Here is a 14,310-nt window from a genome sequence, read left to right as displayed (position 1 = left end):
CCCTCCACCCCCCTTTCGTACAAAGACGCCGGCGTTGACATCGACGCGGGCGACGCCCTGGTCGAGCGCATCAAGCCGCTCGCGAAGAAGACCATGCGCGAAGGCGTGCTGGCCGGTATCGGCGGTTTCGGCGCCCTGTTCGAGGTGCCCAAGCGCTACAAGGAACCGGTGCTGGTCTCCGGCACCGACGGCGTGGGCACCAAGCTCAAGCTGGCGTTCGAGTGGAACATGCACGACACCGTGGGCATCGACCTGGTCGGCATGAGCGTGAACGACGTGCTGGTGCAAGGCGCCGAGCCCCTGTTCTTCCTGGATTATTTCGCCTGCGGCAAGCTCGACGTGGACACGGCCGCGGCCGTGGTCGGCGGCATCGCCAAGGGCTGCGAGCTCAGCGGCTGCGCGCTGATCGGCGGTGAAACCGCCGAAATGCCGGGCATGTACCCGGCCGGCGAGTACGACCTGGCCGGCTTCTGCGTGGGCGCGGTCGAAAAATCCAAGATCCTCACCGGCCAGAGCGTGCAAGCCGGCGACGTGGTGCTGGGCCTGGCCTCGCACGGCGTGCATTCCAACGGTTTCTCGCTGGTGCGCAAGTGCCTGGAACGCGCGGGCGCGAACCTGCCCGCCACGCTGGACGGCCAGCCGTTCCGCGAAGCCATCATGAAGCCGACCCGGCTCTACGTGAAGAACGTGCTGGCCGCGCTGGCCGCGCACCCCATCAAGGCGCTGGCCCACATCACCGGCGGCGGCCTGCTGGAGAACATCCCCCGCGTGTTGCCCGAAGGCACGGCCGCCCACCTGGTGAAGGGCAGCTGGCCGCAGACCGAGCTGTTCGCCTGGCTGCAGAAGACCGCCGGCATCGACGACATCGAGATGAACCGCACCTTCAACAACGGCATCGGCATGGTGGTGGTGATCGCCGCCGACCAGGCCGCCGCCTGCGCCGCCACCCTGCGCGGCCTGGGTGAGACCGTGCACGAGATCGGCCAGATCGCGGCACGCGGCGAAGGCGCGGCCGTCGTCGTCGCCTGAGGCGACCGCGCGCTCAGCGCTTGAGCTGGGCCAGCACGCGCTGCTTGATCTGATTGAAGGCCGTGCCCGTGCGCTCGCGCGGGCGCGGCAGGTCCACGTCGATCACGCTCTGCACCCGGCCCGGCCGGGGTTCCATCACCGCCACGCGGTCGCCCAGGAACACGGCCTCGTCCACGTCGTGCGTGACGATCACCACGGTGATGCGCCGCTCGCGCCAGATGCGCAGCAGTTCTTCCTGCATGTGGGCCCGGGTGATCGAATCGAGCGCACCGAAGGGCTCGTCCATCAGCAGGATGTCCGGCCGCGAGACCAGCGCCCGCGCGATCGCCGCGCGCTGCGCCATGCCGCCCGAGAGCTGGTGCGGCCAGGCCTGCGCAAACCCCGTCAGACCCACGAGTTCGAGCTGCTCGCGGATGCGCGCCTCGCGCTCGCGCCGGCTCAGGTCCAGGCTGTCGAGCCCCAGGCCGATGTTGTCGGTGACGCTGAGCCAGGGAAACAGGCGGTGGTCCTGAAACACCAGGCTGCGCTCCACGCCCGGCCCGGCCACCGGCCGGCCGTCGATCAGGATGTCGCCGTCGAAGCGGTCGTCCAGGCCCGCGACCAGGCGCAGCAGCGTGGACTTGCCGCAACCCGAGGCCCCCACGATGCTCAGGAACTCGCCGCGCCCGATCTCCAGGCCGATGCGCTGCAGCACCGGCAGGTCCTGCCCCTCGATCCGGTAGGTCTTGCCCACGTTGCGCAGGCTCAGGGCGGTGGGGGCGGCCGCCTCCAGGGTGGGGGTGCTCATCAGCGGGGTCTCCAGGGAATGAGGCGCAGGAAAAGAAGCTGCGCGAAGCGGCTCAGGCCGTAGCCCACCAGGGCCATCACCAGCACACCGATCAGCACCAGGTCCATGCGGAACACGTCGCGCGCGGTGGCCAGGTAGGCGCCGATGCCCCGGCCGGTGCCGATCGCGTATTCGGAACCCACGGTGCCGATCCAGGCCGTCAGCAGCGCGAGCTCGACCCCGGTCAGCACCGAGGGCAGGATCGCGGGCAGCACCAGCCGGCGCAGCCGCAGCCAGGGCCCGAGCCGCACGATCGCGGCCACCTCGCGGTAGGCCGGCGCGATGCCGCGCACACCCTGCTCGGTGTTGAGAAAGACCGGGAAGAAGGTGGAGATCGAGATGAACACGATCTTCACCAGGTCGCCGTTGCCGAACCAGGCAGTGAGCAAGGGAATCCAGGCGAACAGCGCGACCTGGCGCAGACCGTGCACCGTGGGGGCGACGGCCAGCTGCGCCGGCCGAGACAGCCCGACGGCCACGCCCACGGCGATGCCCAGGCTGGCGCCGATGAGAAAGCCCAGCGCCACGCGCACCAGGCTGCTGGCGGCGGCCGACCAGATCTGGCGGCCCTGTTCGTCGATGAAGGGCGCGGCCAGCACCTCGTGCAGCGGCACCATCAGCGGGTGGGCGATGGCACCGGTGTCGATCAGCAGCAGCCAGGCCGCGCCGATGGCCAGCGGCAGCCAGGCGCCCGGGGGAATGCGCACCTCAGCCATGCTCGGGCGCCCAACGGCTCAGGCCGCGTTCGAGCCGGCGCAGCAGCAGGTCCAGCGCGTAACCCGCCACCCCAACGACCACGATGCCGACGATCACGATATCGAGCTGGAACAGCTTGCGGCCCCAGACCATCATGTAGCCGATGCCTTCGGTGGCCGCGAGCATCTCCACCACGATGAGCGCGATGAAGGCATGGCTCAGGCCCAGGCGGAAACCGCTGAACACGGTGGGCAGGCAGGCCGGCAGCGTGAGGCGGGTCAGGCGCGTCCAGGGGCGCAGGCGCAGCACGCGCGCGGCCTCGAGGTAGGCCAGCGGGATGTTGCGGATGCCGCGCGAGGTGTTGAGCACCACGGGCACCATCACGGCCTTGGCGATCACGATGACCTTGAGCGCCTCGTCGATGCCGAAGATCAGGATGAGGATGGGAATCCAGCCCAGGGTGGGCACGGCGAACAGCGCGCGCAGCGTCGGCTCCAGGTGGCTGCGCGCGCGCGCCGACACGCCCAGCCAGATGCCCAGCGCCAGCCCCAGCGGCCCGCCAAGGGCCAGGCCCGAGCCGATGCGCTGCAGGCTGATGAGGAAGCCGTCGAGCAGCTCACCGCCGCGCGCGAGTTCCAGGAACGTGTCCCAGACCAGCGCGGGCGCCGGCAGGATCTGCGGCGGCACCCAGCCCTGCACCGCCGCCCACTGCCAGAGCGCGACGATCGCGACCGGCAGGGCCAGCGCCAGCAGAAGGCGCCGCAGCGGGGCCGGCAGCGCGGTGCGCCAGGGCCAGGCCGCGGCGCGCGGGAGCGGCGAGGCGCCGACCCCGCCGGCCAGGTGTTCGAGGGCCGCCATGGCTCGGTCTCAGCGGCGCGCCACGAGGGCGGCGCGGTTCGTCCAGTAGGTCTGCAGGCCCTGGGCGCGCAGCGCGTTCTCCACGTACTGCGGTGCAGCCCACTTCGCCACGTCGATGTCGTTGCGGATCAGCTTGTTCTCCTTGGTGAAGTCGATCGCGTCGTCGTACTGGCTGAGCAGGAAGGCGTCCACGCGCGGGTTGAAGGCCTCCTTGAGCGAGACGCCGTCGTAGTCGTCCTTGAAGGCCTGGTAGGGCATGCCCGAGAGCGCCCAGAGGCGGTAGGCCTCGTCGCGGTTGGCCTCCTGGCCCAGCCAGTGGGCGGCTTTGACCAGGCCGTTGGCGATGCGCTGCGTGGCGTCGGGGTACTGCTTCTCGAAGGTCTCGCTCACCAGGATGCCGCCAAAGCCCGAGGCTTTCGCGCCCTGGTCCTTGGACGAATAGAACACCTTGCCCACGCCCTTGTCGCGCAGGGTCAGCAGGCTGCTGGAGCCCACCGCCGCGTCCACGCTGCCGGCGGTCAGGGCCGCGAGCTGGTCAGCGGTCTTGAGGTCCACCAGCTGGATGTCGCGCAGCGTGAGGCCGTTGTCCTGCAGCGCCTTGAGCAGCGCCCAGTGCAGCACCGTGCCCTTGGCCACCGCCACCTTGCGGCCCTTGAGGTCCTTGAACGAGTTGACCTCCAGGTCCTTGCGGGCCAGCCCGAAGACGGTGGTGTAGCCGTAGGACGCGAGGATGCGCGTGGGCAGGCCACCGGCCTTGCCGATGATGTTGGGCAGCGAGCCGTATTGCGCGACGTCGAGCCGGTTGTTGGCGATGGCCTCGTTGATCGCAGGACCGGTGCCGGTGAAGTACTCGAAGCTGAGCTTCACGGGCGTGCCCTTGAACTCATCGGCGATGAAGCCCTTGCCCTGCGCGATGGCGAGCAAGGCCACGCCGTGGGGTTGGCCGAAGCCCTGGCCGAAACCGCCGAAGCGGATGGTCTCGGGCTGGGCCTGCGCGTGGGCGCCGAAAGCGGCGGTGGCGGCGAGCGCGAAGGCCGCCAGGTGTTTCCAGAAAGTCATGGTGGGTTCTCGTGGGATGTGAAAGATTCAGTGCGCGCGGCGCAGCAGTTCAAAACTCGCATCGAGCGCGGCAGTGGGCTGGCGGTCCTTGCCCCAGCCGACGGCCCGGCGGTAGCTGCCGATCCATTGCCGCACCTCGGTTCCCTCCTCGGCCACGGTGACGGCGTGGTCCGCCACCGGTGCGACGTACAGCGCATCGGTCGGGCAGTACAGCTCGCACATGAAACAGGTCTGGCAATCCGACTGGCGCGCGATGCGCGGGATGCCATCGGGCACCGCCTCGAACACCTGCGTGGGGCAGGCGCTCACACAGATGTTGCAGCCGGTGCAGCGTTCGGGGCTGACGATTTCGATCATGCGGCGAGTCTTTCAAGGTCCAGGTTGGCCGGTGGGCGAACGGTTTGCTGGCGCACCCAGACCTCGTCCAGGCCGCCGCTGACGAGGCGGTGCCGCTGGCCCAGGTCCAGGCCGGTGTGGTCCTGGCGCCGGGCCATGCCGCGCGTCTCGGTGCGCTGCAGGGCGCTGCGGTACATCCAGCGCGAGGTGGCCAGCATGGCCACGGCTTCGCGCGCACGCACCGCCTGCTGCAGGCTGGGCGCGCTGGCGTGGCGCACGCGCGCCCACTGGGCGTCGAGCCGTTGCAGCGAGTCTTCCAGCAGGTCGGCGCGGCGCGTCCAGTTGCGTTCGTAAGGGAACACCTCGGCCTGCACCGCGCGCACCAGTTCTTCGGGGTCCCAGGCCGGGGCTCCACCTTCCTGGATGCCGGCGGTGCCCGCGCGGTGCAGTCGGCGCTTGACCAGGCTGCGCGCGCCGCGGCTGAAATCGGCCGCGCCCGCGCCGGCCCAGAAGCCGGACGACATGGCCCAGGCCGCGTTGTGGCTGCCGCCGCCGGTGAAGGCGCCGCAGATCAGCTCGCGCGTGGCGGCATCGCCAGCCGCGTACAGGCCGGGCACCGAGGTCGCGCAGTCGTCGCCGATCACGTGCAGGCCGCCGGTGCCGCGCACCGTGCCTTCCAGCCGCAGGGCCACCGGGAAGTGGTCCTTGAACGGGTCGATGCCCTGGCGGTCGAAGGACACGAAGAAATTGGGCTGGGCGTTGCGCATCCAGGCGCGGATCTCGGCGTCGGCCCGGTCCAGGCAGGCGAACACCGGCTGCGTCTGCAGGGTGCGCGCGATCACGCTGCGGCCGCGCGAGGAGCCCGCGCCCTCGATGGCCACGCCGTCGCGGTCGTAGAAGGTGGCCCAGTTGTAGAACAGGGACTTGGTGACGGACGAGAAGGAAGGCCCCAGGCCATAGGCGTTGGAGAACTCCATGCCCGAGAGCTCGGCGCCGACCTCGGCGCCCAGCAGGTAACCGTCGCCGGTGAGCACGTTGCAGCCCAGCGCCCGGCTCAGGAAGGCGCAGCCGCCGGTGGTGATCACCACCGCGCCGGCGCGCGCCACCCAGGTCTCGCCCGTGGTGCGCGTGATGCCGGTGGCACCGGCCACGTCGCCGTTCTCGTCGGTCAGCAGCTCCAGCGCCGGGCTGTGGTCGAGGATGCGGGCGCCCGACTCCTTCACCTTCTTGCGCATCAGGCGCATGTACTCCGGCCCCTGCAGCGAAGTGCGCTGCAACTGGCCTTCGGTGTCGATCGGGAAGGGGTAACCCCATTCCGTGAGCGTCTCGGTGTTGAGCCAGGTCTGCTCGAGCACGCGGTCCATCCACGCGTGCTCGGCCAGCTCGCCACCCATGGCGTAGCGGCTGGCCTTGGCCTTCTCGCGCGCGGCGGCGTCGCGCGGCACATGCCAGAGGCCGGTGCCCGAGGGCGCGGTGGCGCCGGAGGTGCCGCAGAAGCCCTTCTCCACCAGCGTCACGCGGGCACCGCGCGCAGCGGCTGCCACGGCGGCCCAGGCACCCGCCGGGCCGCCCCCGATCACCAGGACATCGGTCTCGATCTGCTGCTGCCCCGCCGCGTCACTCAGCAGCGGGGAAGAAAGGCCATGTTGCGCCATCGTCTGCTCTCCAACAAATGTGTTCAGAGCAGGCAGTCTAGGAACGGCTCAGCGCATCAACAACGACCGTTTCCGAGTTTCCATATGCGGAAAAAAGCAGCCCGGCGCCGCCGGGTCAGATGAGCGCCTCCGACGGCAGCACGTGCACGCCGGGTGCCCCCAGCTGGACCGCCTGCAGCAGGTGGTGCGCGATGCGCTCGGCCGGCACCACGCGGTAGCGCCGGGGCAGCAGGGGCTGCACCCCGCGCGAGACCAGCACCGCCAGCCGCTCCAGGGGCCGGCTCTGCGGCCGCTGGCCGTCGATCAGCCCCGGGCGCACCAGCGTGAGCGAGGGATAGCCCACGGCCTGCAGGTCGCGCTCAACCTCGCCCTTGGTGCGCGAATAGAACACGCGAGAGCGCGCATCGGCCCCCAGCGCGGAGTTCAGGGCAAAGGCGCGCGCGCCGTGGCGGCGCGCCAGGTAGGCCACCTCCAGCGGGTGGTCGTGGTCCACCTTGTAGAACGCGGCCTGCGAGCCCGCCACGCGGATGGTGGTGCCCAGGGTGCAGATCACCGCGTCCACCTGCCACCACTCGGCGTCCTCCGGCAGGCGCTCGTAGTCCACCACGGGGTTGATCAGTTTGGGGTGCGGGGCCAGCGGCCGGCGCGTCGGTGCGACCACGCGCTCGATGGCCGGGTCGGCCAGGGCCTTCTGCAGCACGTGGCTGCCCACGAGTCCGGTGGCGCCCACCAGCATCAGTTGTTTCATGCAATCGCTTTTTATTGGCGCCGGATCGGCGGGGGTTGGCGCGCATGGTCCCTGTGCCAACCGCTTGCGTCAAACGGAATTACATGGCGACACATCCCGGCCCGTGCCGGCGATCGCGCCCTCAGCTGAGCGCGCGGCGCAGTTCCTGCAGGCGCTGGTCGATGGCGTCGCGGTCCAGCGTGTCGTCGGCGTGCTCGACGTAGGTTTCAAGGTCCCCCACGGCCAAGCGCACATCGCCCATCTCGGCCCAGGCCAGCCCCCGGTCGCGGTACTCGATCCAGGCGTCGGGCAGCAGGATGAGCAGGCGGTCCAGCACGGCGATCAGGCGCAGCCAGTCTTCCTGCGTGCGGTGGATTTCCTTCAGATTGCGCAGCAGGCGCGCCAGGATCTCGCGCGGCGTGGCGGCCTGCAGGTACAGGCCCACCGGCACGTCGAAGTCGTCCACCAGGCCGTTGCGGCGCTTGTAAGGTTCCAGCCGCTCCGAGAGGTCTTCGCGGCTGAGCGACTGGCCGGTGAAGGGGTCGATCACCACCTGGCCGTTGGGCAGGTTGACCTTGACCATGAAATGGCCGGGAAAGTTGACCCCGCGCGCCTTCAGGCCCAGGCCCTGCGCCAGCTCCAGCCAGAGCACGGCGAGCGTGATGGGGATGCCCCGGCGCGTGCGCAGCACGGCGTTGAGAAAGCTGTTGTCGGGGTCGTAGTAGTTGTTGACGTTGCCGCCGAACCCCATGTCGCGGAAGAAGAACTGGTTGAGCGTGCGCAGCCGCTGCAGCGGGCCGGCATCGGCGGCGCAGCGCCGGCGCACGCGGGCCAGCATCTGGTCCACGTCGCCCAGCACCTGCTGCACGTCGAGATCGGGGTACTCGTCCTGGGCGATGGCCGTGGCCGCCTCGAACAGCGGCAAGGCGTCGTCATCCCCCACCAGAGCGGCAAAGTAGCCCAGGGGGGTCGGCGCGGGGTATTCGTACGCGGTCGGCATGGTGGGGAAATCCGGTTTCCGCAGATTACGTCATTTTCTGACGAACTGCCTCAGGTTCAACCCCGCCAGCAGCAGCGTGAGGAAATAGACCAACACCCCGCCCAGCACGCACAGCGTGAGCAGGCCCACGCGCTGCAGGGCCTGGCCCTCGAAGCCCAGCCAGTTGAAGCGCGCCGCCACCCACATCAGGAACACCGCCAGCAAGGCGCTGGCCGCCAGCACCTGCATGCCGAAGCGGGCCCAGCCCGGCGACGGCTTGTAGGCGCCCCGGCGGATCAGCCCGACCAGCAGGAACAGGGCATTGACCATGGCACCGATGCCGATCGCCAGGGCCAGCCCGGCGTGGGCCAGCCGGGGCACCAGCAGGAAATTGAGCACCTGGGTGAGCACCAGCACGCCGATGGCGATCTTCACCGGCGTGCGGATGTCCTGCCGCGCATAGAAGCCCGGCGCCAGCACCTTGATGGCGACCAGCCCGATCAGGCCCGCGCCGTAGCCCATCAGGGCGGTCGCGGTGCGCTGCACGTCGGCGGCGGTGAAGGCCCCATAGTGGTACAGCACGGCCACCAGGGGCTGTGCGAAAGTGAGCAGCGCCACCGCGCAGGGCACGGCCAGCAGCACCACCAGGCGCAGGCCCCAGTCCAGCAGGCCGCTGTAACGGTCGGTGTCGTCGGACGCCTTGGCCGCCGCCAGCTGCGGCAGCAGCACCACGCCCAGCGCCACGCCCAGCATGGCGGTGGGGAACTCCATCAGGCGGTCGGCGTAGGTCAGCCAGCTCACGCTCCCGGCGCCCAGATGCGAGGCGATCTGGGTGTTGATCAGCAGGGAAATCTGGGCCACGCTCACGCCCAGCAGCGCCGGCAGCATGAGGGTGGTCACCCGCTGCGTGCCGGGATGGTGCCAGGCCGTCTTCAGGGCCGACCAGCGCAGGCTCACGCGCGGCAGCAGGCCCAGCCGGCGCAGCGCCGGGATCTGCACGCCCAGCTGCAGGGCCCCGCCCAGCAGCACGCCCCCGGCCATCGCGTAGATGGGCTCGATGCCCAGCGAAGCAAACCAGGGCGCGCCCCAGCCGGCGGCGGCGATCATCGCCACGTTGAGCAGCACCGGCGTGGCCGCCGGCACGGCAAAGCGCTTCCAGGTGTTCAGAATGCCGGCCGACAGCGCCACGAAGGACATGAAGGCGATGTAGGGGAACATCCAGCGCGTCATGAACACGGCGGCGTCGAAACCGGGGTCGTCCAGGCCGCTGGCCATGGCCCAGACCAGCACCGGTGCGCCCACCACGCCCAGCACGCAGGTGACGGTGAGCGCCCAGGCCAGCACGGTGGCGATCTGGTCCACCAGCACCCGGGTGGCGTCGTCGCCCTCCTTTTCCCGCACGCCGGCCAGCACCGGCACGAAAGCCTGGCTGAACGCGCCCTCGGCGAACAGCCGGCGCAGCAGGTTGGGGATGCGGAAAGCGACGTTGAAAGCGTCGGTCAGCGCGCTGGCGCCGAACATCGCTGCCATCAGCAATTCGCGCACCAGGCCGGTGATGCGGGATGCCAGCGTGAGCAGCGAAACGAGGGAGGCGGACTTGAACAGGGTCACGCGGCGAGTGTAACGACCGGGGTCGCCCCCTCCCCCGCCCGGCGGGCCGGGTTTGCCAGACCGGCGGCCCGTGCTAAAATTGCGGGCTTTGCTGGCATCATCCCCAAACACCGAAGGAACTCACCATGGCAACCAAGCCGAAGAAAAAGAACCCCCGTCTGGCGTCTGGCCGCAAGCGCGTGCGCCAGGACGTCAAGATCAATGCAGCCAACACCTCGCTGCGCTCCAAATACCGCACCGCCGTCAAGAACGTTGAAAAAGCCGTTCTGACCGGCGACAAGGCCAAGGCGACCGAACTGTTCGCCAAGATGCAGAAGGTCGTCGACATCGTCGCCGACAAGGGCATCTTCCACAAGAACAAGGCCGCACGCGACAAGAGCCGCCTGTCGGCCAAAGTCAAGGGTCTCGCAGCCGCCGCTGCCTGAACTTCCCCCGGTCTGGCCCCGCCAGACCACCAGCCCGGGCCCCCAGGGCCCGCCGTTTGAAACGGGTGCGCTGCCAGCAAAAGCAAAAAAGCCGTCGCAAGACGGCTTTTTTGTTGCCCGCGCCAAAAGCGGGGGGATCAGGTCTTGGACGGGGGATCGGGGAGCAGGCAGGCTTCGACCACCTGAAGGCCGTTGTCGCGCGCGAAGTTCATGCAGAAATCCCAGGCCATGGGCTCGGACTCGCGCAGGTCGGTATGCACCACCACGCACTTGACGCCGTTGATGTTGTTGGGCACGCACCAGGGGGAATAGCTCAGGTGGCTGCCAGGCGTGGCGCCGCCGGGGCGGAACGAGCTCATCACCCCGGCCAGGCGCTCGGCCCAGTCACTGGGACGGAACGTGCGGCCGTCCTTCGTGACACCCTGGATGAAAACTTGTTTGGCTGTCGGTGAAACCATCGGGGGGAGAGGCCTTCGGATGGAGGGCTCGACTGGAAAAAGACCACCGCCGGAACGAGGATCGCTCGCCGGGGAAGGAGGCAGGTATTCTATCTTATATAAGACTTGGAACGAGGGATAACCCGGACCCCTGAGCGTACACCGGGCGCATTTCAGCAATGCCCAACAAGCAATGATGATGCCTGCCCGCTGCCCCTAAAATCGCGCTTCAACGGCTCAACCTTCGTTGAGCCGCTTTCTTTTTGGCCCTTCCCACCGGAGTCCCTGCATGAACGCCGCCCTCAAGCCCGTCGCCTCGCCCCACGTGATGAACACCTACGGCCGCCTGCCGATCGCGATGTCACACGGCCGAGGCGTGCGCCTGTGGGACACCAACGGCAAGGAGTACCTCGACGCGCTGGGCGGCATCGCCGTCAACACCCTGGGCCACGGCCACCCCAAACTGGTGCCCGCCCTGCAGGACCAGATCGCCAAGCTGATCCACTCCAGCAACTACTACCATGTGCCCGACCAGGAACGGCTCGCCCAGATGCTGGTGGAACGCTCGGGCATGACCAACGTGTTCTTCTGCAGCACCGGCCTGGAGGCCAACGAGGCCGCGCTCAAACTGGCCCGCAAGTACGGCCACGACAAGGGCATCGAGCGCCCCGAGATCGTGGTCTACGACAAGGCCTTCCACGGCCGCTCCATCGCCACCCTCTCGGCCACCGGCAACCCCAAGGTGCAGGCCGGCTTCGGCCCGCTGGTCGAAGGCTTCATCCGCGTGCCGCTCAACGACATCGAGTCGCTCAAGCAGGCCACGGCCGGCAACCCCAACGTGGTCGCCGTGTTCTTCGAGACCATCCAGGGCGAAGGCGGCGTGAACCCGATGCGCGCGCAGTACCTGAAAGAGGTGCGCGCCCTGTGCGACGCCAACGACTGGCTGCTGATGATCGACGAAGTGCAGTGCGGCATGGGCCGCACCGGCAAGTGGTTTGCCCACCAGTGGGCCGGCATCGTGCCCGACGTGATGCCGCTGGCCAAGGGCCTGGGCTCGGGCGTGCCGATCGGCGCGGTGGTGGCCGGCCCCAAGGCCGCCCACATCTTCCAGCCCGGCAACCACGGCACCACCTTCGGCGGCAACCCGCTGGCCATGCGCGCCGGGGTCGAGACCATCCGCATCATGGAAGAGGAAGGCCTGCTGGACAACGCCGCCCGCGTGGGCCAGCACCTGCGCACCCTGCTGGAAAAGGACCTGATCGGCAAGGCCGGCGTGAAAGAGATCCGCGGCCAGGGCCTGATGATCGGCATCGAGCTCACCAAGCCCTGCGGCGTGATCACCCAGCGCGCCGCCGACGCCGGCCTGCTGCTCTCGGTCACGGCCGACAGCGTGATCCGCATGGTGCCTCCGCTGATCATGACCACGGCCGAGGCCGACGAGGTGGCCGCCATCCTGCTGCCGCTGATCCACGCCTTCCTGGCCGAATGACCGCCGCCCCCGCCATGACGATCCCGCACTACCTGCAGTTCAAGGACCTCGACGCCGCCACCTACGCCTACCTGTTCGAGCGCGCGGCCTTCATCAAGCGCAAGTTCAAGGCGGTCGAGAAGTACCAGCCCTTCGCGGACCCCGACCGCACGCTGGCCATGATCTTCGAGAAGGCCAGCACGCGCACCCGCGTGAGCTTCGAGGCCGGCATGTACCAGATGGGCGGCTCGGTGGTTCACCTGACCACCGGCGACAGCCAGCTCGGCCGCGCCGAACCCATCGAAGACAGCGCGCGCGTGATCAGCCGCATGGTCGACATCGTGATGATCCGCACCTTCGAGCAGAGCAAGATCGAAGCCTTCGCGGCGCACTCGCGCGTGCCGGTCATCAACGGCCTGACCAACGAGTTCCACCCCTGCCAGATCCTGGCCGACCTGTTCACCTTCATCGAACGGCGCGGCTCCATCCAGGGCAAGGTCGTCGCCTGGGTCGGCGACGGCAACAACATGGCCAACACCTGGCTGCAGGCCGCCGAACTGCTGGGCTTCACGGTGCACGTGAGCACCCCCAGCGGCTACGAGGTGGACCCGGTGCTCGCCGGCATCCGCAACCCGGACTGCTACAAGGTCTTCAAGGACCCGCTCGAAGCCTGTGCAGGCGCCCACCTCGTCACCACCGACGTGTGGACCAGCATGGGATTCGAGGCCGAAAACGAGGTGCGGCGCGCCGCCTTCAAGCGCTGGTGCGTGGACGAGGACATGATGCGCACCGCCCAGCCCGATGCCCTCTTCATGCACTGCCTGCCCGCGCACCGCGGCGAAGAGGTCAGCGCCGAGGTGATCGACGGCCCGCAGTCCGTCGTCTGGGACGAGGCAGAGAACCGCATGCACGTCCAGAAGGCCCTGATGGAGTACCTGCTGCTCGGCCGCCTGGCCTGATGCAAGCCCTGCTCGACGCCATCGCGCGCCTCGAACCCGCCGCCGAAGCGCGGCGGGTCTTCCATGGCCGGGGCGGCCTGCACCCGGGCTGCGAGCAGTGGGCGCTGGACGCCTTCCCCCCGGTCTGGGTCCTGACCAGTTTCCAACCCGTGGACGACGCCACCCTGGCCGTGCTGCACACCGCGCTGGCCGGGCGCTGGGCCCAGGTGGCGCCCGGCGAACCGCTGAACTGGGTCTTCCAATGCCGGCACGACAGCCAGACCGAAACCCGCCTGATGGCCGGCGCCGTGCCCGAACCCCACGTGGTGAGCGAGCGCGGCGCGCGTTTCCTGGTGCACGTGCTCAAGGGCCAGAACCATGGCCTGTTCCTGGACATGGCCGAAGGCCGCCAGTGGGTGCGCGAGCAGGCCCAGGGCCAGAAGGTGCTCAACCTGTTCGCCTACACCTGCGCCTTCTCGGTGATGGCGTTGCAGGGCGGCGCGAAACAGGTGGTCAACGTGGACATGAGCGGCGGCGCCATGGCCATCGGCCAGCAGAACCACCCGCTCAACGGCCTGGCCGGCGGTGCCAGCTTCCTCGCGCACGACATCTTCAAGACCTGGGGCAAGATCACCCGCAGCGGCCCCTACGGCCTGGTCATCGTCGACCCGCCGAGCTTCCAGAAGGGCAGCTTCGTCGCCACCAAGGACTACCTGCGCCTGATGCGCCGCCTGCCCGACCTGTTGCGGCCCGACGGCCGGGTGCTGCTCTGCCTCAACGCGCCCGAGCTCGACACCGCCTTTCTGCAACAACAGATGCAGGAAGCCGCGCCCGAGCTGGTGTTCGAGCAGCGCCTGCCCAACCCCGAAGCCTTTGCCGACGCCTCGCCCGAGCGCGCGCTCAAGGTGCTGGTCTACCGCGCGCCGGCGCTCGCGCCCAGAGCAGCATGAGCGCCTGCACCAGCTGCGGCGCCTGCTGCGCCTGTTTCCGGGTCGATTTTTCCGTCCATGAAACGGAAGACATGGGCGGCAGCGTGCCCGCCGGGCTGGCGGTCGAGGTCACCGACCACACCGCCCGCCTGCGCGGCACCGACCATTCGCCGCCCCGCTGCGCCGCCCTCACCGGCAAGGTCGGCCAGAAAGCGGTCTGCGGTATCTACGAATGGCGGCCCTCCCCCTGCCGCGAGTTCGAGGAAGGCAGCGACGCCTGCGCCCGCGCCCGCCAGCGGCACGGCCTGCCGGCCCTTATTTGATTCAGGCCTCAACT

The 14,310-nt window shown here is 69.3% G+C and carries 16 protein-coding genes; 6 read left to right on the top strand and 10 right to left on the bottom strand.

The window, feature by feature from the left end:
* Positions 1 to 1,029 (top strand): phosphoribosylformylglycinamidine cyclo-ligase (purM, locus tag AC07ZS_RS17625; protein WP_494799824.1); only part of this gene is annotated, 1,029 nt, incomplete at its 5' end.
* A gap of 13 nt (positions 1,030 to 1,042) precedes the next feature.
* Here purM and AC07ZS_RS17620 read toward each other — a convergent pair.
* The 9 genes from AC07ZS_RS17620 to murJ form a co-directional block, all read right to left on the bottom strand.
* Positions 1,043 to 1,816, bottom strand: a complete 774-nt coding sequence (locus tag AC07ZS_RS17620) for an ABC transporter ATP-binding protein (protein ID WP_494799823.1) — start codon at positions 1,814 to 1,816, stop codon at positions 1,043 to 1,045.
* Positions 1,816 to 2,562, bottom strand: coding sequence for an ABC transporter permease (locus AC07ZS_RS17615; protein WP_494799822.1), 747 nt, complete (start codon positions 2,560 to 2,562; stop codon positions 1,816 to 1,818). Before AC07ZS_RS17615 ends, AC07ZS_RS17620 begins: the two co-directional genes overlap by 1 nt.
* Position 2,563: 1 nt before the next feature.
* On the bottom strand, positions 2,564 to 3,409 hold the full coding sequence (locus tag AC07ZS_RS17610; protein WP_494799821.1) for an ABC transporter permease: 846 nt from the start codon (positions 3,407 to 3,409) through the stop codon (positions 2,564 to 2,566).
* A 9-nt stretch (positions 3,410 to 3,418) separates the two neighbouring features.
* Positions 3,419 to 4,468 (bottom strand): ABC transporter substrate-binding protein, encoded by a 1,050-nt coding sequence (locus tag AC07ZS_RS17605; RefSeq protein ID WP_494799820.1) that lies wholly within the window; start codon positions 4,466 to 4,468, stop codon positions 3,419 to 3,421.
* A 27-nt stretch (positions 4,469 to 4,495) separates the two neighbouring features.
* Positions 4,496 to 4,825, bottom strand: a complete 330-nt coding sequence (locus AC07ZS_RS17600; RefSeq protein ID WP_494799819.1) for a 4Fe-4S binding protein — start codon at positions 4,823 to 4,825, stop codon at positions 4,496 to 4,498.
* A complete protein-coding gene (locus tag AC07ZS_RS17595; RefSeq protein WP_494799818.1) occupies positions 4,822 to 6,459 on the bottom strand; it encodes an FAD-dependent oxidoreductase in 1,638 nt (545 codons plus the stop codon). The genes AC07ZS_RS17600 and AC07ZS_RS17595 overlap by 4 nt, the downstream gene beginning before the upstream one ends.
* Before the next feature lie 115 nt (positions 6,460 to 6,574).
* Positions 6,575 to 7,207, bottom strand: a complete 633-nt coding sequence (locus AC07ZS_RS17590; protein ID WP_494799817.1) for an NAD-dependent epimerase/dehydratase family protein — start codon at positions 7,205 to 7,207, stop codon at positions 6,575 to 6,577.
* A gap of 121 nt (positions 7,208 to 7,328) precedes the next feature.
* Positions 7,329 to 8,186: a SirB1 family protein gene (locus tag AC07ZS_RS17585; RefSeq protein WP_494799816.1), complete on the bottom strand. Its 858-nt coding sequence runs from the start codon at positions 8,184 to 8,186 to the stop codon at positions 7,329 to 7,331.
* 30 nt (positions 8,187 to 8,216) lie between these two features.
* Positions 8,217 to 9,776 (bottom strand): murein biosynthesis integral membrane protein MurJ, encoded by a 1,560-nt coding sequence (gene murJ, locus AC07ZS_RS17580; protein WP_494799815.1) that lies wholly within the window; start codon positions 9,774 to 9,776, stop codon positions 8,217 to 8,219.
* A 125-nt stretch (positions 9,777 to 9,901) separates the two neighbouring features.
* On the opposite strand from murJ, the gene rpsT reads away from it, so the two are divergent.
* On the top strand, positions 9,902 to 10,201 hold the full coding sequence (gene rpsT / locus AC07ZS_RS17575) for a 30S ribosomal protein S20 (protein WP_291120948.1): 300 nt from the start codon (positions 9,902 to 9,904) through the stop codon (positions 10,199 to 10,201).
* Positions 10,202 to 10,338: 137 nt separating this feature from the next.
* Here the strand turns inward: rpsT and AC07ZS_RS17570 are convergent, their stop codons facing one another.
* Positions 10,339 to 10,659 carry a DUF3579 domain-containing protein gene (locus AC07ZS_RS17570; protein ID WP_494799814.1) on the bottom strand — a complete coding sequence of 107 codons (321 nt, stop codon included), beginning with the start codon at positions 10,657 to 10,659 and terminating at the stop codon, positions 10,339 to 10,341.
* Positions 10,660 to 10,927: 268 nt separating this feature from the next.
* Between AC07ZS_RS17570 and AC07ZS_RS17565 the strand changes: the two genes are divergently transcribed.
* Genes AC07ZS_RS17565 through AC07ZS_RS17550 form a run of 4 tightly spaced genes read left to right on the top strand, consistent with a single transcriptional unit; the run spans position 10,928 to position 14,296 of the window.
* The gene (locus AC07ZS_RS17565) at positions 10,928 to 12,127 is read left to right on the top strand and encodes an aspartate aminotransferase family protein (RefSeq protein ID WP_494799813.1); all 1,200 of its coding nucleotides are present in this window, start codon (positions 10,928 to 10,930) and stop codon (positions 12,125 to 12,127) included.
* Positions 12,124 to 13,065 carry an ornithine carbamoyltransferase gene (gene argF / locus AC07ZS_RS17560; RefSeq protein ID WP_494799812.1) on the top strand — a complete coding sequence of 314 codons (942 nt, stop codon included), beginning with the start codon at positions 12,124 to 12,126 and terminating at the stop codon, positions 13,063 to 13,065. The genes AC07ZS_RS17565 and argF overlap by 4 nt, the downstream gene beginning before the upstream one ends.
* Positions 13,065 to 13,994, top strand: a complete 930-nt coding sequence (locus AC07ZS_RS17555) for a class I SAM-dependent methyltransferase (protein WP_494799811.1) — start codon at positions 13,065 to 13,067, stop codon at positions 13,992 to 13,994. Before argF ends, AC07ZS_RS17555 begins: the two co-directional genes overlap by 1 nt.
* Positions 13,991 to 14,296 carry a YkgJ family cysteine cluster protein gene (locus AC07ZS_RS17550; RefSeq protein WP_494799810.1) on the top strand — a complete coding sequence of 102 codons (306 nt, stop codon included), beginning with the start codon at positions 13,991 to 13,993 and terminating at the stop codon, positions 14,294 to 14,296. The genes AC07ZS_RS17555 and AC07ZS_RS17550 overlap by 4 nt, the downstream gene beginning before the upstream one ends.
* Positions 14,297 to 14,310: the final 14 nt, after the last annotated feature.

The sequence above is a fragment of the Hydrogenophaga sp. GW456-12-10-14-TSB4 genome, from assembly GCF_059424305.1.
This window is presented reverse-complemented; position numbering and strand designations above follow the sequence as displayed.